The organism is Thermococcus sp. (assembly GCF_027012695.1).
In the GTDB taxonomy this organism is placed as follows: domain Archaea; phylum Methanobacteriota_B; class Thermococci; order Thermococcales; family Thermococcaceae; genus Thermococcus.
Window position 1 is genome coordinate 25,591 of record NZ_JALUYR010000017.1, and the last position, 16,478, is coordinate 42,068.

The following is a 16,478-nucleotide window of genomic DNA, read 5'->3' on the forward strand; positions in this document are numbered from 1 at the left end:
TTAGGGGTGAGAGCATGATCTACGGGGTTCTCCTAAGCATACCTGAGAAGTTCGTGAAGAAGTATGAGGACGAGGTCAGAAAGGCCATCGGCTACGGCATAGCAAGGGGCGACATAATAAGCTTTACTGAGGCAAGATACAAGGGCGACGTTGCCTTCGTCATGCTCGCCCGCTCGAACAGGGCCGCGGAGAGGGTCGCCAGCGAGCTCAGAGAACTTCCGATAAACGTCAGGATAATCGAGATCGAGGGGAGGAGCTAGTCAGGTATTTTTCTCTCCGATTTCACCCTTCCGCGGTTCGATGGAGGAAAAGAGAAGGAATCAGTCGAGCTTTTCAAGTTCGTATACCATCGCATCACTGCGCCTGAGTTCCCGCACGGCTATGCGTCGGGCCTCGTCGGCCGTTTCGGCCTCGAATACTACCGTCTTCCCGTGGTGGTCCCCCCCGTGGAGCGTGAGGGCCCATCTCATGGTATCACCGGATTGTTTGTCATCCGTTCAACTTTTATAAACCTACCGGGGGAGTTTTTGGTATGTACCTGATAATTCGACAGGAGTATTTAAGCTCAGTTATCAAAAAGGCGAAAAAGAGCCCCATCGAGATCTGTGGTCTTCTCCTCGGGAGGCGAGGGGAAGATACATTCAGGGTCGAGGAAGTTCACTTCATCACCAATAGACTGAACTCCCCCGCGGGTTTTGAGATGGATCCCCTGGAGATGGTCAGGGCCATAGACGGGGCGGAAAAGAGAGGGATCGAAGTCGTGGGCATCTTCCACTCACACACCAGGTGTCCGCCGAGGCCGAGCGGGAGGGACTTGAGGGGGATGGAACTCTGGCCGGTTGTCTGGCTGATAGTGGACAGAGAAAGAAACTACGGGGCGTACGTCCTCAGGAACGGAAGGGTGGAGAAAGTAGATGTGAAAATTGTTTAGTCGTCCCTTATCACGATCTCGATCTTTCTCCCCTCGCGGTAGCCCTTCATGGACGAGAGCATGCCTTTTATCGTCTTCTCCACGAGTTCCTGTACCCAGTCCTTCATCGGGAGAACCTGGCCGTCAATCTTAACGGTTACCTTCGGCTTTGAACTCAGGATTACACAGTCTTTCAGCGTTTTTTCACCGGCAACTATCATCCTCGCCATTTCAGAGCACTTGAAGCCGCACATGCCGCAGTCTATGTTGGGCAGCATGAAGGCGCGCTTCTCCACGAGGTCGGCGAGCTTCTCGGGCTCTTTAGTCGCGTCTATAACCGGGAGACCGTATATCTCTTCCATTCCCCTTCCGGCGATAACACCGCTCACCGCTATGGCAAGGCCGTCGTTGAGCTCCCTTACATCTTCCTCGTTCCTCGCGCATATCACCTTGGGCACGTGCTGGACGCTTTTGAAACCCTCCAGGAGGAGGAAGTCAGCGTTGACCATCGAGAAGAGGGCGTTGATGTCCTTCGCCCTGAAGAGGAGCGCATCAGTATCGTTCGCCCTCACTACAACAGAATCCGCCACCCGGGAGAAACGCCAGGTATCAGTTCCCTCCCTGTCAAAGCTTGCATGCATGCTCTTGGCTATCGCCACGCGATAGCCGCGCTCCTTGAGAACCCTTGCGACGGCTTCGACCGTTGTTGTCTTACCGCTCTTTTTAAAGCCTACAAAGGCCACCGCCCTCATGATCCCACCTCAAAGAAGCATTATCCAGTTCATATCCTCGATCTTGATGATCAAACCCCTGGCCCTGTTCCCGGCTATGTCCACTACATCTCTCAGGAGTATGACTTCCTCATCGAAGTCCTCGAGGATTCCTGTGAACGAGTGCTCGTTGCTAACCGAGAGGGCGACGCGCTCCCCCTTCCAGCTCTCGAGGGTCTTGTCGAGGAGGTACTGCTTCTCGCTCATCCCCTCACCCCCAGAGACCAAAAACCTATAAGGCTTTTAACGGTTTCCGGTTCGGTGATAGAATGAGGTTCGTCACGAAGAATGAAGCCGTCAAGAGGTCTTTTCTTGAGGATTTGAAGGGGGAAGGGATAAGGTTTGAACTTGGCGAGAGGCTCTCCTACGAGACCTTCGTCGGGTACATGCTCGAGGGAACCCTGGAGGAGATAAGGGCACAGATAGACGCCATGGAAGGGGCAGACAAAGAGGCCCTCATGGAGGGGTTCACCTCCTTCAAAGAGAGCCTCAACCACATACTCGAGCACATAAAGGTTGGGGAGAGGTTCGACGTTCTCCTGAACGAGGGGCCCTGGGTCGCCGAGATTCTCGACCAGCTGACGAGGAACGGTGCGATAGATTATCAGGAGGGCATCATAAAGCTCAAGGATGGAGTTGACGTCACCAAGCTCCGCTTTGAGTTCAAGTTCCCCTTCAACCTCGTTCACACCCCTGAAAGCGCCGAGAAGATAGCCAAGCAGTTTGCACTCACCGATCTGACGATGGAGTACGAGTTCGAGATACTCGAGCTCGAGATGGACAGGATAAACACCCTTGGTAAGATCGCGAGCAGGTATTTTCCGGAGGACTACCTGCTCAGGGTTTACTTCGCCCTCGTCGGAAGGGCAATTCTCGCGAGCGAGATCCTCAAGAGTCTTGGCAGTGAGAAAGTGGAAATGAACGAACTCGTCAGGGCCTTCGCCAGGGCGGCGCCGATAGCGATTCCAACTCCGAAGGGAACCCTCGTCATCAACTACTCTCCCCGGGCGATAGAGGAAGTGCTGCGCCTCCTCAAGAGGCTCGGCTACGTTGAGATCAAGGCTGGAAAGGTCAAGAAGCTCAGGGACCTGGTCTGAGGTACCTTATCCTTGCCCTTCCATTCTTTTCAAGCCATTCCAGGAGCTCCCTCGCGAAGGCGAACTTCTTCCGCTTTGTCTCCCACACCGGGGAGTGATCCCTCAGAGAGGGCTTGCTCCATTTTCCGACGGTTTCTCCGAAGTCGAAGCCCACCAGCGTTATCTCCCTCGCTCCCAGTTCCTCCGCAAGGAAGACCGCCCTGTCGCCGTCTGTGAAGCCGCCGAAGTTGTAAACTATGTCGAGCGGCTCGGTCTGACAGGTGCCGAGGATTCTGGAGAAGAGGGGCACGTAAATCGCCATCTTCTCGATGTTGTCCCCGTGGGCGTGGACGACCATGAAAGAGCCTCTGTCGTTCGCTATCTTGAGATCCGGAATCCTGCCATCGAGGTCGGTGACGATTACGTCGGGTAAAATACCAGCGTCAAGCAGCGCTGAAGTCGCTCCATCCGCCGCTATCAACGTCCCATCGGAGAACTCGAATTCCTTCAATGCCCTATCGAGGCTCGGGCCTGCGCCGAAGACGTAAACCCTCCTCCCGATGATCGCGGCGAGCTCCTCCTTCAGGATGTAGTCGTCTCCTTCCAGAAGAAGTGCCCTCAAAAGCTCCGCCGCCTTTCTATCTTTCTCTACCGAGTACCCCATCTCCCCAACGATTCGCTCGTAGAACGGCTTCCAGTCCTCCCACCTCATTTCTCTCCCCTCAGTCTCCTGTCAACCTCCACCATCTTCCTCCACTGTCTTCCGGGCCAGTATATTTGACCGCAGTTTTGACAGACGTAGAACTCGTCGTACTTCTCATAAACCGTTGGGGAGACCCTGCCCCTTACCTCTCCCTTCGAGACGGGTCTTATCGGGCCATTGCACTTCGGACAGCGGGCGTTTTTTGGGAACAGCTCTTTGAACTCAATCCCAAAGCGCATGAGCTCCCTCACCTGGCCCTCAAGGGAGTTGGACCCGAGGAGGAAAGCTTCAGCGCCGAGCTTTTTGGCCCTCTCAGCGAGGCCTGAATCGCGCGTCAGGATTATCCTCCCCTCGGATAGGGCAACGCGGACTATCTCATCGTCATCCTCTATGCCGTAAAGGGTATCATGGCCGTAAAGGCGGAGCCACCTAGCGAGCCGGCCGAGCATCATGTCCGCTATAAAGCGCATGAGCATCGAGGGTATTAATCCAACCTGGGTTAAAGTGTTTCCGGTGGTGAAATGCACCACGGCTGCGATACCCTGCTGAGGCGCTTCAACGAGTTCTGATCTGAAAGTTCACGGCCGGAAGTGACGCTGACCTGCCCATAAAGGTGAGAAATGCCCCTAAAAGCCCCCGCGAAAGGCGGAGCTTGAGGCTAAAATCGAGGAACTCGCGACCTTCTCCACTATCATCTCTTCGAGTTCCACGTAGTTGATGAGAGAGGATTCAGGCGATACATGGAGCTTCTCAGGGTGAAACCCGTTAAGGTCGGATGAGGAAGGATTTTAAGGGAAACTCTTTTATGGTCATAAAACGGGTGGTTGAGATGCTCGTCTACTTCATCGGCACCGGGGGCAGCGAGGGAATTCCGGCCCATCTCTGCACCTGCTCGACCTGCAACGAGGCTAGGAATTTTAGTTTCGCGCAGAGGAGGCCCTCAACTCTAGCAATAATCACCGAAGACAAAAAGGCCGTTCTCTTCGATGTCGGGACGGACATAAGGGACCTCCTCAACGTCCCGCTGGAGGCCGTTTTCCTGACCCACTGGCACCACGACCACATCTATGGCCTTTACAAGCTCCGCTGGATGGCGAGAAAAACGGTTCTGTACGCACCTGAGGGAGAGGCTGACGCGCTAATCCTGAAGGATCCCAAGAACCTGAAACCAGAAATCCTCAGGCCCTTTGAGACGGTTGAGCTTGGCTCCCTCAGAATCACCTCACTGGAACTTAACCACAGTGTCGAAACCCTCGGCTACCTCGTGGAGGAGGATGGAAGGAGCGTTGCAATCCTCTACGACACGAAGGGGCTTCCTGAGGAGACAGCGGAGTTTTTGGAAAGGAAAGCCCCGCTAAGACTCGCGATAGTTGACGCCACCTATCCCCCCGGAACCGACGACCCCTACCACAACAACGTTGATGAAGCCGCTGAGATGGGCCGTTCCCTTGCAGAGAGGACGGTTCTAAGCCACATCTCCCACAAGAACCTGCCGTTCCTGGAACTGACGGACTACGTGAGGAAGAGGTGGGGAAACGGAGTTCTGGTTGCCTATGACGGGATGGTATTCTACGTCTGAGGGATTCCAGTAATCTCTCTGGGATACTCAGAATACACGGCGAGGACTACCACCGCGGCTGTTTCCGTGTTGGTATCGCCGGCTGGTATGATCCTCCCATTCTCAACACGGTAGCCGGTTATTATTCCACCGTTTCCTGCTTGGAGGGAGGAGATCCTTTTGAGACAGCGTGAGTAAGCATTTCTGCCTTCCGCGGGCATTTCCAGTGCACGATGGAGGTATATGAAAAGGGCACACTTGTAGGTCTGATACGTCCCATCAAATGCCCTGTCCCTGAAACCGTTTCCGTCCCACATCGAGAGAAGCCTGGAATAGAGCTCAAGGGCACCCTTTTCGTTCCCCTCTATGAGATCGTTTAAAGCCCCGTAAACTGCCAAATCAGCGTAGGACTCCCAGTCGGTCATTATGCACGAGGTGTTAACAACCTCGTATTTTACCTCGAAGGTCGCGTTGAACTTCCGGGAATAAACCTTCCCCAGATTCTCCATCTCCATGCAGTAGAACCCGTCGATGGGCCTTCCGAGAAGAGGATCAACCTTTCCGTTCCAGCCCCCGGAGTAGTTCTCGTCAAGGTTCTCAAGGATGCGCCTCCCAAGCGGAGAACCGAGGGAAACGAGGGCACGCGAAGCCAAGAGGTTGTCGTTCGCTATGTAAATCGTCTCGTTGTCAGGGTAGGCTTTAACGGCCGCCCTGAGAAGGTTTGCCTCCGGAACGTACTGGGATTCGAGGAAGGAACGGAGCTTTGAGGAATTTAATGGATACTCCAACGAGGTCTTTGAAGTGCTCTTCCCATGCCACGCCAAAAGCCCCACCGTGAGCAGGACGATGAGCACGGATGCCTGTAAATACCTCCTCATCGAAGTGAGTTAACCGAAACCGTAAAAGCCTTTTGGGAAAGGCTCAACATTCTACGGTGGTGACATGCGCGTTCTCGAGCTGGCGAAGAGGAGGAAGACCGTGAGGCAGTTTCTTCCCGACAGGCCGCCGAAGGAAGACATCCTGAAGGCGATAAAGGCCGCGAAGGAGGCCCCGAGCGGAATGAACGCCCAGCCCTGGCGGTTCGTGGTAATCGACGACGATTGGCTGAAGGGTAGAATAAGGGAGGCCTGCGAGGCCGAGGAGGAGAAGTTCTACTCAAGGACGAAGGGCGACCTGATGGCCTGGCTGAACGCCAAGGGGTTCAGGCCGGAGAAGCCCTTCCTTAGCGAGGCGCCCTACCTCATCCTCGTCTTCGGACACACGAAGGTACCGTACTGGCTCCAGTCGACGTGGATAGCCGTTGGCTACCTGCTCTTGGCGCTTGAAGAACTCGGCCTCGGCACGGTAACCTACACGCCGCCGAACCCGAAGCCGGTTGAGGAACTCCTGAAGGTTCCCTCAGAGTACAAGCTCCAGACGATTCTTCCGGTCGGTTATCCTGCCGACCCAAAGCCGAAATACGAAAGGAGGGAGCTGGAGGAGGTGGTGAGCTTCAACGGCTTTTAGCCCTCTCCAGCAGGTTCTCAACAAAAACCGAAACGTTCTCGACGTCCCTTCCGACCATAACGAAGTCAAAATCCCCGTATTTTCTCCGGTAGTTCTCGATGAAGAGCTCGTCGTTTAGGGTATCCCCAATGTAAACCCCTCTCTCGCCCCTAACAAGCCTCCACAGAAGGTCAGGGTTAGGTTTCAGGCCGAGTTCCCTCGTTACGGCTTTCTCAAAGCGGAAGCCGAGGATTTTCTCCGCGAGCCTAAGCTCAAGCTCGTTCCTTCCGGTTACAACGCCGATTTTGGTGATTTTCCCGAGTTCCTCAAGGAGTTCAGAACTTATCAGGGGTTTTTCCCGTTTCCAGAGGCCGGGAAAATCAAAGAGCCTGCCGGGATAGGCATTTCCGAGGTAAAATGTGTTGAAGACCCTCTCTATGCTCCCCCGGTGTATCTCGAAGCCGAACCTTTCCCGCACCCAGTTGATGCCCTCCCCCGGTGGAAACTCGTTGACAAGGTTCTCCAAGTCGCCGGAGAGGGAAAAGAGGATTAGCGCCTCGCTCACCTTGAAGTCATCACCGAACGACCCCTTTGAGCGGAGCTTTCTTATCAGTTCAAGGTCTATCTTTCTCTCGACGCCGAACATTCGGAGGAAGTACTCCACTGTGAGCTTTACGGCCATGTCGTAGCTCTCGCTAACGTCTATGAGCGTGCCGTCTATGTCAAAAACGACCCACAACTCAACCACCCGTTATCTCCCCGACGGCCCTTAAGAAGGCCTCGTTCTCCCATCTCCTTCCTATGGTTACCCTTATGTGTCCCTCCAGCCTGCCCGAGAGCTTTCTGACGACGATTCCCCGCCTTAGAAGTTCCTCGTAGGCGTTCAGTTTGACCAGTAAAAAGTTCGCGTCGCTTGGGTATGCCAAGTCACCGAGCTTCTTCCTGACCCTCTCGCGCTCCTCGATGATTTTCCTAACCCTCTTCTCAACCAGGTCGGTGTGCCTCAGCATGACGACCATAGATGTCATCGTCATGATTCCGACGCTGAAGGGCGACTTTATCCGGTAGAGGGCATCCACTATCTCCTCACCTGCGAGCATGTAGCCGGCCCTAACCCCGGCCAGTCCAAAGGCCTTTGAGAACGTCCTGAGGATTATGAGGTTTTCGTATTCGTCAATCAGCTTCCAGAGGCTTCTTCCTGAAAACTCCGCGTAGGCCTCGTCGAGAACAACGGGCTTTCCGGTTTCAAGGACTTCAACTATCTCCTCTTCCGGCTGTAAATTTCCCGTGGGGTTGTTGGGGGAAGCTATAAAAACCGCCCTTGCGTTTTTGGACTTCTCCGCTATGGCCCTCCCGTCAATCGTGAAGTCCTCCCGCAGGGGGACCTCAACGAGGGGAATTTCGTTAAGCTTGGCGTAGAAGCCGTACATTCCGAAGGTTGGAGGAGTCGTTACGATGTAGTTTCCATCAAAGAGCCTAACGAGGTAGCTGATAAGCTCGTCGCTTCCGTTACCAACGGCAACGTTTTTGGGTGAGACTCCATAGAAATCGGCTATAGCCTCTCTTGCCGGCATTGACGTGATGTGGGGATACCTGTTGAAGCTCATCTCCCGGAGTTCATCAAAAATCTCCTCCTTGACCCAGTCGGGCAGGTCGTAGGGACTTTCGTTCTTGTCCAGCCAGACCCTGTAGTTTCCCTCCACTACTCTGTAGGGCTGGAAGGACTTGACGAGCTCGCGAATCATTTCCTCCGCCTCCTCAATTCGGCCATAACTTCACCGAGGGAAACTTCGTTGTAAGCGAGGAGAACGAGCAGGTGGTAGAGCATATCCGCTGTCTCGTAGATTAACCCCTCCCTGGTTTCCGCCACGAGGACTTCTACCGCCTCTTCGCCAAACTTTTTGTAAATCCTCTCCCTGCCCTCTTTGAAGAGCCTCGATGTGTAGGAACCCTCAACGGGATTTTCCTTTCTCTTCATTATCAGCTCTTCAAGTTCCCTGAGGATTGTCAGGGAGTAGTCCATCGGCAAAACCCTCTCCGGTTCGCCGAGCTTTCTGTAGAAGCATGAGTAGTTCCCGGTGTGGCAGGCGACTCCTTTTTGCTCCACTATCAGGAGTAGAGCGTCGTTGTCGCAGTCTATTCTAATCTCCTTCACCCTCTGGGTGTTTCCGCTTACTTCCCCCTTCATTCTAACCCTCTTTTGAGAGCGGGAGTAGTAGTGGGCGTAACCTGTTTCAAGGGTTCTCCTCAGGGCCTCCCTGTCCATGTAAGCCAGCGTGAGGACTTCTCCCTTGGTGTCCTGGACAACAACGGGAACGATTCCACCGTTCTTCTCCCAGTCAACTTTTTCTATTAGCTCCTCAAGGCCCATTCTACCACCTCAGTAATCCAGCCTTACGGGAATTCCCCTCTCAGCCAGAAACTTCTTCAGCTCGCCGACGGTGTATTCGTTGTAGTGGAATATTGACGCGGCTAAACCAGCCTCGGCTCCTGCTTTGAAGGCCTCGTAGAAGTGCTCCGGTTTCCCGGCTCCTCCAGAGGCTATTACCGGAATATCAACGGCACTTGCGACGGCTTTCGTCAGCGGTATGTCGAAGCCCTCCTTGGTTCCGTCGGTGTCCATGCTCGTCAGGAGTATCTCACCTGCCCCAAGTTGTTCAACGGTTTTTGCCCATTCTACAGCGTCAATCCCTCTCGCTTTCCTTCCCCCGTGGGTGTAGACCTCCCAGAAGGAGCCGTTCCACTTCGCGTCTATCGCCACCACGAGGTTCGCGGTTCCAACGACGCTCGCTATCTCCCTAACGAGTTCCGGCCTCTCGACTGCGGAAGTGTTTATGAACACCTTATCGGCCCCGCGTTTGATTATCTCCCTGGCCTCTTCGAGGGTTTTTATGCCTCCCCCGACGGTGAAGGGGACGTATATTTCCTCCGCAATTCTCTCAACGAGGTTGAGGAGTATTCCCCTCTTCTCGTAAGAGGCCGTAATGTCAAGAAAAACTATCTCGTCTATGCCCTCCCTCTCGTAACGCTTGGCGAGCTCAACTGGGTCGCCGGCGTCTCGTATGTTCCTGAACTTGATTCCCTTCACGACCCGTCCTTCCTTTATGTCGAGTGCCGCGATTATCCTCTTCGCAAGCATCTTGCCACCTCCAGAAGCTCCTCAAGAGACACCAAACCCTCGTAAAGGGCCTTCCCAACAATAACGCCGGAGAACCCGATTTCCTGGAGCTTTCTCAGGTCATCGGCACTTGAAACTCCTCCCGCGTAGATGAACTCCTCGTTTTCCCAGAAGCGCTCGATTTCCTCTATCCCGGTGAGCGTTCCGTCCCGCTCAACGGAGGTGTAGATGAACCTGTCCACGTATTTCTTCAGAATCCCGTAGGCCTCTTTGACCTCCAGACCGCTTTCAACCCAGCCCTTTACGGCTATTCTTCCTCCCCTGGAGTCGAGGCTTACAGTTATCCCCTCGAAGTCCTGAGTGATTCGCTCCAGAAAGCCTATATCGAAGGCCTTCGTGCCTATTATGGCATTCTCAACGCCGATTTCGTAGGCTTTAGCGATTGCCTCGTAGCTCCTCAAACCCCCGCCCAGCTGAATCCTCAGGCCGGTTTCTTGGATTATTCTCTCGACTACGTCGAGGTTCTTCGGGAAGCCTTCGAAGGCCCCATCGAGGTCAACGACGTGAATCTTATCAACGAACTCGGCAAAACGCTGGGCTATCCTCAAGGGGTCGCCGTAGACCCTGACCCTGTCTTTTCTGCCCTTGTAGAGCCTCACGGCCTTTCCGTCCATGAGGTCTATTGCTGGATATACCTCCATTTCAAAGCCTCCTGAAGTTTCTCATCAGGATTAAGCCGTTCCTCCCGCTTTTTTCCGGGTGAAACTGCACCGCGTAAACGTTCTCCCTGCAGACGGCGGAAGTGAAGACTACCTTCTTCCCCTTGGATTCGTAGTCCGTAACTCCGGCAATTACGTCCTCTTCAGGCACCGCGTAGTAGGAGTGAACGAAGTAGAAGTAAGCACCGTCCTTTATTCCCTCAAAGAGGGGGCATTCCTTCCTTTTCCACAGCTGGTTCCATCCTATGTGTGGCGTTCTAACCCCCTGAAACCTGAGCACTCTTCCCTCGAAGACCCCAAGGCCCGGTTTTCCCGGACTTTCCTCACTTTCCCGGAAGAGTAGCTGGAGGCCGAGGCATATCCCGAGGAATGGCTTCCCCTCGTTTATCGCATCTATTATAACACCCCTAAGGGGTTCGAGCTTCTCAACCACCGCACCAAAGTTGCCCACGCCGGGAAGGACGAGCTTTTCTGCCCTCTCTATCTCGTAGGGGTCGTCTGTGATAACCCCCCCAAGGGCCTTTCTGACGTTGGCGAGGTTACCTATACCCAAATCCACTATCGCTATCACCCTCACACCTCCAGCAGGCCTTTTGTGCTCTCCAGCTTCTCGCTTTCTCCAATGGCCTCTCCAAGAGCTTTGCCGAGTCCCTTGAAGGTCGCCTCGATTACGTGGTGCCCGTTAATCCCGCTCAGGGTCTTCACGTGGATTGTAGCCCTGAGGGAGCGCGCCAGCCCCCAGAGGAACTCCCTCACGAGGGCCTTCTCGAAGCCCGTTTCCCCCTCCTCGTAGGAGAGCTCAACGCTCACGTATGGCCTTCCCGAGATGTCCACGGCGACAATAACGAGGGCCTCATCCATAGGCATTATCGCGCTCCCGAAGCGCACAAACTTTTCCGGCAGTTTGGAGCGGAGCTCCTCCCCGAGGGTTATGCCGACGTCCTCCCAGAGGTGGTGCCTTAGGTCGTAGGTAGCCCTGACGCTCGCTTTTTTCCCCATGTAGTGGAAGAGCGTAACCAATAGGTGGTCGAGCACTCTATCGTTCGTCTCAATGTTTCCTTCCACTCCAAGCTGAACCTCCACGCTCGTTTCCCTCGTTTCCCTCTTCATCTCCTCACCTCCATGCTCCTCCTGTGGAGTTCCATGCCCTCTATCTCGGCCAGGCGTAGACCCAGCTCCCTCTCCGCTAAGAACTCTTCCCTTCCCACCATTGCGAGGGTTATCGGTTTCACGAAGTCCCTAACTGTCAGAACACCGCTGAACCGGGCCGTTCCTCCCGTTGGAAGGACGTGGTTAACCCCGAGGAAGTAGTCGGCGGAGGGGACGGGCGTATATGGGCCGAGGTAAATCGCACCGGCGTTTTCAATGAGGTCAACTATTCCCATCGGGTTTTCGGTTATTATCTCAAGGTGTTCCGGCGCTATCTCGTTGACCTTTCTGGCGCACTCCTCAAGGGTCTCGCAGGTGATTACCTCTACCCCCTCGCGGGAGCAGTATTCGGCGAGTTCTCTGGAGGTCGTTAGAAGCCACGCCCTGCTGTCCTTTCCGTGCTCAAGCTGGCTGAGTAAATCCGCCAAAACGTATTCCTTATCCGCGCTTTCATCCGCTATCACCGCTATTTCCGAGGGTCCCGCGAGGCTGTCTATCCCAACAACTCCGAAGACCTGCCTCTTGGCCTCGTTCACGAACCTGTTTCCGGGCCCGAATATCTTGTCCACCTTTTCCATGCCGATGCCGTAGGCCATAGCCCCTATCGCTTGAACACCGCCGAGCTTGTAGACCTCGCTTATGCCGAGCTTTTTGGCAACGTAGAGGACGTAGGGGTTCACCTTCCCGTCCTTCGGCGGGATTGTAACGGCAATCTCCTTGACCCCTGCTATTCTCGCTGGAACTGCGACCATCATGAGGGTTGAAGGTAGCGGTTTTCCCCCGGGGACGTAGATACCTATCCTCCTTATCGGCCGGTATATGAGGCCGTAAAGCGAGCCGTTTTTAATGAAAAGCTCGTCCTTTGGTTTTTGCCTTTCGTGATAGTCCCAGAGCCTTTTGATTGTCCTCTCGATAATTTCCCTGTCCTTCTCAGGGATAACTTCCTCCGCCTCTTGGAACTCCTCCTCGCTGACCCTGAAGGGGCCGTCAAAACCGTCAAACCTTCTGGAGTACTCCCTAACGGCTTCGATTCCCCTTTCGCGTATGTCCCTAAGTATCTCGGCGACGTAACTTTCAAGCTCAAAATCCATCTTTAATCACCTCCTTTATCGAAAAAACGAGCTCGTTTATCTCCTCAAACTTGGTTTTCTGAGAAATTCTGTTGACGAGGAGCTGGGCCGAAACGTCCATGACCTTCTCAACTTCAACGAGGCCGTTCGCCCTCAGTGTTTCCCCGGTTTCCACTATATCAACGATTGCATCGGCTATGCCGACCTTCGGAGCCAGCTCCACGCTCCCGCTGAGCTTCAGGATTTCCACATCAACTCCCAGCCTTGAGAAGTACTCCCTCGTTATTCTCTCGTATTTGGTGGCAACCCTATAGCCGTCCATCTCTTCCGGTGAGACCACCCTTTCCCGGGGCATTGCGAGACTGAGACGGCACTTTCCGAATGGAAGCTCCAGCGGGACGAAAACGTCGCTTTTCCGTTCTTCAACAACGTCGCTTCCCGAAATACCGAGGTCAACCCCGTGTTCAACGTAAACAGGGACATCGAAAGCCCTCGCGACTAAAACTTCATTGCCGTTGAACCTCTCAATGAGCCGTCTCTTGCCGGGCTTTTGGACATCGTAACCGGCTTTTCTAAGGACTTCAAGGGAACCTTTGAGGAGACGCCCCTTTGGAAGAACGAACCTCATCTTTCCACCTCCACGGGGATTCCGAGTTTTACGAGCCTCTTAGCTTCCCTGTATGCACTCACCGGATCCTTCGAAGAAAGCCTTGTTCTCCCCCTCGTCTTTCCAGTGTAGAGCCTTGAAAGGGCCACCATATCAAGATAGAAACCGGCAGCAGGTTTTTCACCGACCGAGTATTCCCCACCGCCGCCTATCGGCTTTCCAACCTTAGGGGAGTATATTTCGAAGATGATGTCCGTGTAGTAGGGCAGCGGCCTGACCGTTCCGAGGTCTATGAAGACCCTTTCATCGTCCACTATCTCCAAAAGCAGGTCGAGTTTCTCAAAACCGCTCTTCCTTCCTCGGAAGTTAAAGAGGCGCCAGAGTTCCTCCTTCTTCTCTTCAGGGATGGGAAGCCGGTCTATCGGCTCAAAGTTCCTCTTAATGAGTGCACTGAAAACAACGTCCCTGAATTCCTTAATTTCCTCTGTGGCTCTCCTCCACACCTCGAGGCTGCCGATGTCTATGTAGAACTCATCAACACCGAGGGCCTCCAGCGCCGTTATCGCCACAACTATCGGTTCCACGAGACTTCCTTCCGGAAATCCTATCATCTCGATCCCGGCCTGCCATTCCCCCCTCGTTGAGCCGTTCAGAACCTCTGTTATGTAGAACAGCCTTATGGACTCGTCGGAGAAGGCCCTCATTATCCTCGACGTCGGATCGGGGTTTATGAGGTGGAATCTGTTGTCGTAGGCCAGCTTGGTTCCCTTCCTTATTTCCGGCGAGTACTCCTCTATTGCCGGAAAAGTCACCTCGCGGTAGCCCCAGAGTTCGAAAACACCCCTCAGACGGTTCCCAATCTCCGCTAACCTGAGATAGTCCTCTATGGAACGTCTCAAGAGAACACCCCCTGCTGGATTATGACGGAATGGACATCCTGCTTAGAAGAGGTGATGATGGCAGTGGCTCACCCAGTTGGGATTTAGGATCTCAAGGGCTTCCAATCCGGATGAAGCTGTAGTTCCGACCATTGCCATCGCCGGCCCAAGTTGGAGTTCTCCTAAATAAACCTGTCCCAAAGTATCCCGACTATCCGGCAAAAAGAGACAAGTAATAGGTTCGCATTTCGTCGTTTATCCAATTCCAAGGAATTCCTCGAGAACCTTCAGAACAGCTATCTGCTCATCGCTCTCCACCGCCCCGGGCCTTACAGAGCGGACCCTTCTCAGAGCTTCCCTGAGCGGAATCCCCTTCGAGTACATGAGCCAGGCAACTGCCACCGTCCCGCTCCTGCCAAGGCCCCCAAAGCAGTGGATCAGGACCTTTTTCCCGTCCCAGACCCGTTTTTCAATCCAGCGGAGGATTCCGAGGAGCTGAGAAAAAGAGGGTGCCCCAAAATCGGGTATTGGGCTGTGGAGGGCCTCAACTCCCCTCTCCTCCCACTCTTCGAGGGGGTAGGGAAGCTCGTAATCCTCGACGAGAACAACGACGGCTTTAAACTCCCTGGCCACCGCATCAAGCTCTCCTTCCGTCGGCATCCTTGAGAAGGCAACGTTCTCATCTACGAACCTTGCCGAGGGCCACATTCTTATCCCCTGAATCCTTGATGCGCGGGTAATTTAAGGTTGCTCCCAGACCAGGGTTTTCTCACCATCTGTTGAGGCAAGAAGGGTTCCGTTTTCGTCGAAAACCCAGGCTCCGCCCGGCGGATAGCTGTTCACGATGAAGGCCCTTACTCCGAGGAGCTTAACCCTCTCCGCCATCGCCCCAACGTCCTCCTCGTTTGGCTGGCCGTAGTCCGGCGAGTACTCCATCGGCACGAAGAGATAAGCTGGCCTTTTCCGCCTCACCCACTTGAGGATGCGCTTGTTGTAGAGGTCGCCGCAGATGATTACCGCGACCTTCCCGAACTCCGTTTTCGCCGTCCTGACTGTGTTGCCCGTGCAGAACTCGTAAGGTTCCTGAAACTTGCGGTGCTTTAGGAGAACCTCTCTGTTTCTGCCGATTAAAAGCGCGGAGTTGTAAACGCAGTTTTTGTACGGCTCAAGGAGGCCAAAGACGACGTAAACACCGTTTTCCTTAGCGAGTCTGCTCACCCGTTCGACTATCTCATCGTAAAGCCCCGCTCCAGAAAAGTCCCTCTCCTCGAAACCGGTGAGGCAGTATTCGGGAAACACTACGAAGTCGGGATTATACGTCAGAGCCCCGCTGAAGCGCCTCTCGAACTCGGCCCAGTTGGCGCTGAAGTCTCCAGTCTTAACCCCCATCGGAATTAACGCGACCCTCATTACTGCACCTCCAGCTTCTCAGAGGTCTGGAAAATCTTCTCGACAAGTTTCGGAGGTAGATCGTCCGGATTCTGATATTTTGTTACCTCTCCTATAAGATTGTCGAGCTCCTTGAGCGTTTCAAGGTTCTTCTCGATGAGAACTTTCCTCCTCGTGGAGTTGCTGAAGCTGACTGCTTGAAAAAACAAATGGCAGTTAGACATAGCCGAGAACATTAGCTGAAATCTCTCGTCATTCTTGTACGCCTGGAGGAGGCCGAAAGTGTCTTCAAGGTGCTCGGCCCTGATGGAGTATGCACGGGCATAGAAAACCACGAGGTCATCAGAAGCGTTCTCGCGAAGGAGGTACTCAAAGGTTCCGCCGACGTCGGAGAGTCCTCTGGCGTCCTTCAAGCCATAGAGGTAAACAGACGTTAGCAGGCTCTCCTCACCTTTTCGGCAGCTCCACAGGGCGTATGAAGAGAAGAGCAGAACGATGAACGTAACCACCAAGACCACAACGTGGCTTTTTCTTCTCGTTCGTATCACCCGTTTACCACTACCCGCAAAAATCTTAAAACCTTTTCCGCGATTCCTCAAAATAACCATGAGAGTGTCACGGGGGACTTCGAATGAGAACCCACTCCTTCGGCGTTGAGACGGTTCCGGTTGCACTCGCCGGCGACCTGCTCGTCGGGAGCGTCCACGACGGGAAGGCCTACAAAATCATGCTCGCGAGGATTGACGGTGAAGAGATAAAAGGGCTGAAGTTCCTCTCGGGCAAAAACGACTGGGAAGGCCACAGCGTGGCAAAGCTCGAGGACGGCTACCTCATCGGTGGTGCCGCTGAAGGAAGGGCAACACCGGACGGGGGCGAGGGATGGAAGGGCTACGTAGCGAGGCTTGACGCGAACCTCAAAGTCCTATGGGAGAGAAAGCTAAAAATCCTCGGCAACGAGGCCCTTTACTCGATTCTGCCCGATAAGAGCGGTGCTTTCATAGCGGGTGAAACCTCCGACGAGAGGGGCAGGGGCTTTTTCATCGGGA

The 16,478-nt window shown here is 54.2% G+C and carries 24 protein-coding genes and 1 pseudogene; 6 read left to right on the forward strand and 19 right to left on the reverse strand.

Annotated elements, in window-relative coordinates; genetic code table 11:
- The first annotated feature begins 14 nt into the window (after positions 1–14).
- Positions 15–260, forward strand: coding sequence for a hypothetical protein (locus MV985_RS00860; RefSeq protein ID WP_297458145.1), 246 nt, complete (start codon positions 15–17; stop codon positions 258–260).
- A gap of 60 nt (positions 261–320) precedes the next feature.
- Here the strand turns inward: MV985_RS00860 and MV985_RS00865 are convergent, their stop codons facing one another.
- Positions 321–470 carry a hypothetical protein gene (locus MV985_RS00865; protein ID WP_297458148.1) on the reverse strand — a complete coding sequence of 50 codons (150 nt, stop codon included), beginning with the start codon at positions 468–470 and terminating at the stop codon, positions 321–323.
- A gap of 62 nt (positions 471–532) precedes the next feature.
- Between MV985_RS00865 and MV985_RS00870 the strand changes: the two genes are divergently transcribed.
- The gene (locus MV985_RS00870; RefSeq protein ID WP_297458151.1) at positions 533–931 is read left to right on the forward strand and encodes a M67 family metallopeptidase; all 399 of its coding nucleotides are present in this window, start codon (positions 533–535) and stop codon (positions 929–931) included.
- Here MV985_RS00870 and mobB read toward each other — a convergent pair.
- Together mobB and MV985_RS00880 are read right to left on the reverse strand one after the other, a co-directional pair.
- Entirely contained in the window at positions 928–1,662 is a 735-nt protein-coding gene (mobB, locus tag MV985_RS00875; protein WP_297458154.1) for a molybdopterin-guanine dinucleotide biosynthesis protein B, read from the reverse strand. The genes MV985_RS00870 and mobB overlap by 4 nt on opposite strands.
- 9 nt (positions 1,663–1,671) lie before the next feature.
- Positions 1,672–1,887 (reverse strand): LSm family protein, encoded by a 216-nt coding sequence (locus tag MV985_RS00880; protein ID WP_297458156.1) that lies wholly within the window; start codon positions 1,885–1,887, stop codon positions 1,672–1,674.
- Positions 1,888–1,949: 62 nt separating this feature from the next.
- Here MV985_RS00880 and MV985_RS00885 point away from each other — a divergent pair, with 62 nt between their 5' ends.
- Positions 1,950–2,777, forward strand: a complete 828-nt coding sequence (locus MV985_RS00885) for a hypothetical protein (RefSeq protein WP_297458159.1) — start codon at positions 1,950–1,952, stop codon at positions 2,775–2,777.
- On the opposite strand, the gene MV985_RS00890 is transcribed toward MV985_RS00885, so the two are convergent.
- Both MV985_RS00890 and MV985_RS00895 read right to left on the reverse strand, forming a co-directional pair.
- Positions 2,761–3,468, reverse strand: coding sequence for a 6-hydroxymethylpterin diphosphokinase MptE-like protein (locus tag MV985_RS00890; protein WP_297458162.1), 708 nt, complete (start codon positions 3,466–3,468; stop codon positions 2,761–2,763). The genes MV985_RS00885 and MV985_RS00890 overlap by 17 nt on opposite strands.
- A complete protein-coding gene (locus MV985_RS00895) occupies positions 3,465–3,929 on the reverse strand; it encodes a Mut7-C RNAse domain-containing protein (protein ID WP_297458224.1) in 465 nt (154 codons plus the stop codon). The genes MV985_RS00890 and MV985_RS00895 overlap by 4 nt, the downstream gene beginning before the upstream one ends.
- A 359-nt stretch (positions 3,930–4,288) precedes the next feature.
- Here MV985_RS00895 and MV985_RS00900 point away from each other — a divergent pair, with 359 nt between their 5' ends.
- Entirely contained in the window at positions 4,289–5,038 is a 750-nt protein-coding gene (locus tag MV985_RS00900; RefSeq protein ID WP_297458227.1) for an MBL fold metallo-hydrolase, read from the forward strand.
- Here MV985_RS00900 and MV985_RS00905 read toward each other — a convergent pair.
- A complete protein-coding gene (locus MV985_RS00905) occupies positions 5,029–5,895 on the reverse strand; it encodes a hypothetical protein (RefSeq protein ID WP_297458165.1) in 867 nt (288 codons plus the stop codon). The two genes, MV985_RS00900 and MV985_RS00905, sit on opposite strands and share 10 nt — an antisense overlap.
- A gap of 64 nt (positions 5,896–5,959) precedes the next feature.
- Between MV985_RS00905 and MV985_RS00910 the strand changes: the two genes are divergently transcribed.
- A complete protein-coding gene (locus MV985_RS00910; RefSeq protein WP_297458168.1) occupies positions 5,960–6,523 on the forward strand; it encodes a nitroreductase family protein in 564 nt (187 codons plus the stop codon).
- Here MV985_RS00910 and MV985_RS00915 read toward each other — a convergent pair.
- The 13 genes from MV985_RS00915 to MV985_RS00975 form a co-directional block, all read right to left on the reverse strand.
- Positions 6,510–7,241, reverse strand: coding sequence for an HAD family hydrolase (locus MV985_RS00915; RefSeq protein ID WP_297458230.1), 732 nt, complete (start codon positions 7,239–7,241; stop codon positions 6,510–6,512). The genes MV985_RS00910 and MV985_RS00915 overlap by 14 nt on opposite strands.
- Before the next feature lies 1 nt (position 7,242).
- Positions 7,243–8,247, reverse strand: coding sequence for a histidinol-phosphate transaminase (hisC, locus tag MV985_RS00920; protein WP_297458171.1), 1,005 nt, complete (start codon positions 8,245–8,247; stop codon positions 7,243–7,245).
- Positions 8,244–8,873: a bifunctional phosphoribosyl-AMP cyclohydrolase/phosphoribosyl-ATP diphosphatase HisIE gene (gene hisIE, locus MV985_RS00925; protein WP_297458173.1), complete on the reverse strand. Its 630-nt coding sequence runs from the start codon at positions 8,871–8,873 to the stop codon at positions 8,244–8,246. Before hisIE ends, hisC begins: the two co-directional genes overlap by 4 nt.
- Positions 8,874–8,882: 9 nt before the next feature.
- A complete protein-coding gene (gene hisF, locus MV985_RS00930) occupies positions 8,883–9,641 on the reverse strand; it encodes an imidazole glycerol phosphate synthase subunit HisF (protein ID WP_297458176.1) in 759 nt (252 codons plus the stop codon).
- Positions 9,623–10,321, reverse strand: a complete 699-nt coding sequence (hisA, locus tag MV985_RS00935; RefSeq protein WP_297458178.1) for a 1-(5-phosphoribosyl)-5-((5-phosphoribosylamino)methylideneamino)imidazole-4-carboxamide isomerase — start codon at positions 10,319–10,321, stop codon at positions 9,623–9,625. The genes hisF and hisA overlap by 19 nt, the downstream gene beginning before the upstream one ends.
- Position 10,322: 1 nt before the next feature.
- Positions 10,323–10,916 (reverse strand): imidazole glycerol phosphate synthase subunit HisH, encoded by a 594-nt coding sequence (gene hisH / locus MV985_RS00940; protein ID WP_297458181.1) that lies wholly within the window; start codon positions 10,914–10,916, stop codon positions 10,323–10,325.
- On the reverse strand, positions 10,913–11,449 hold the full coding sequence (hisB, locus tag MV985_RS00945) for an imidazoleglycerol-phosphate dehydratase HisB (protein WP_297458184.1): 537 nt from the start codon (positions 11,447–11,449) through the stop codon (positions 10,913–10,915). The genes hisH and hisB overlap by 4 nt, the downstream gene beginning before the upstream one ends.
- The gene (hisD, locus tag MV985_RS00950; protein ID WP_297458187.1) at positions 11,446–12,579 is read right to left on the reverse strand and encodes a histidinol dehydrogenase; all 1,134 of its coding nucleotides are present in this window, start codon (positions 12,577–12,579) and stop codon (positions 11,446–11,448) included. Before hisD ends, hisB begins: the two co-directional genes overlap by 4 nt.
- Positions 12,569–13,186: an ATP phosphoribosyltransferase gene (gene hisG / locus MV985_RS00955; protein WP_297458190.1), complete on the reverse strand. Its 618-nt coding sequence runs from the start codon at positions 13,184–13,186 to the stop codon at positions 12,569–12,571. Before hisG ends, hisD begins: the two co-directional genes overlap by 11 nt.
- Positions 13,183–14,064, reverse strand: coding sequence for an ATP phosphoribosyltransferase regulatory subunit (locus tag MV985_RS00960; protein ID WP_297458193.1), 882 nt, complete (start codon positions 14,062–14,064; stop codon positions 13,183–13,185). Before MV985_RS00960 ends, hisG begins: the two co-directional genes overlap by 4 nt.
- Before the next feature lie 234 nt (positions 14,065–14,298).
- The gene (locus tag MV985_RS00965; RefSeq protein WP_297458197.1) at positions 14,299–14,751 is read right to left on the reverse strand and encodes a dual specificity protein phosphatase family protein; all 453 of its coding nucleotides are present in this window, start codon (positions 14,749–14,751) and stop codon (positions 14,299–14,301) included.
- Positions 14,752–14,784: 33 nt separating this feature from the next.
- Entirely contained in the window at positions 14,785–15,453 is a 669-nt protein-coding gene (locus MV985_RS00970; protein ID WP_297458200.1) for a carbon-nitrogen hydrolase family protein, read from the reverse strand.
- The gene (locus MV985_RS00975) at positions 15,453–15,980 is read right to left on the reverse strand and encodes a hypothetical protein (RefSeq protein WP_297458203.1); all 528 of its coding nucleotides are present in this window, start codon (positions 15,978–15,980) and stop codon (positions 15,453–15,455) included. Before MV985_RS00975 ends, MV985_RS00970 begins: the two co-directional genes overlap by 1 nt.
- 83 nt (positions 15,981–16,063) lie before the next feature.
- Between MV985_RS00975 and MV985_RS00980 the strand changes: the two are divergent.
- Positions 16,064–16,478: pseudogene (locus MV985_RS00980) on the forward strand (hypothetical protein); the annotation flags it as partial.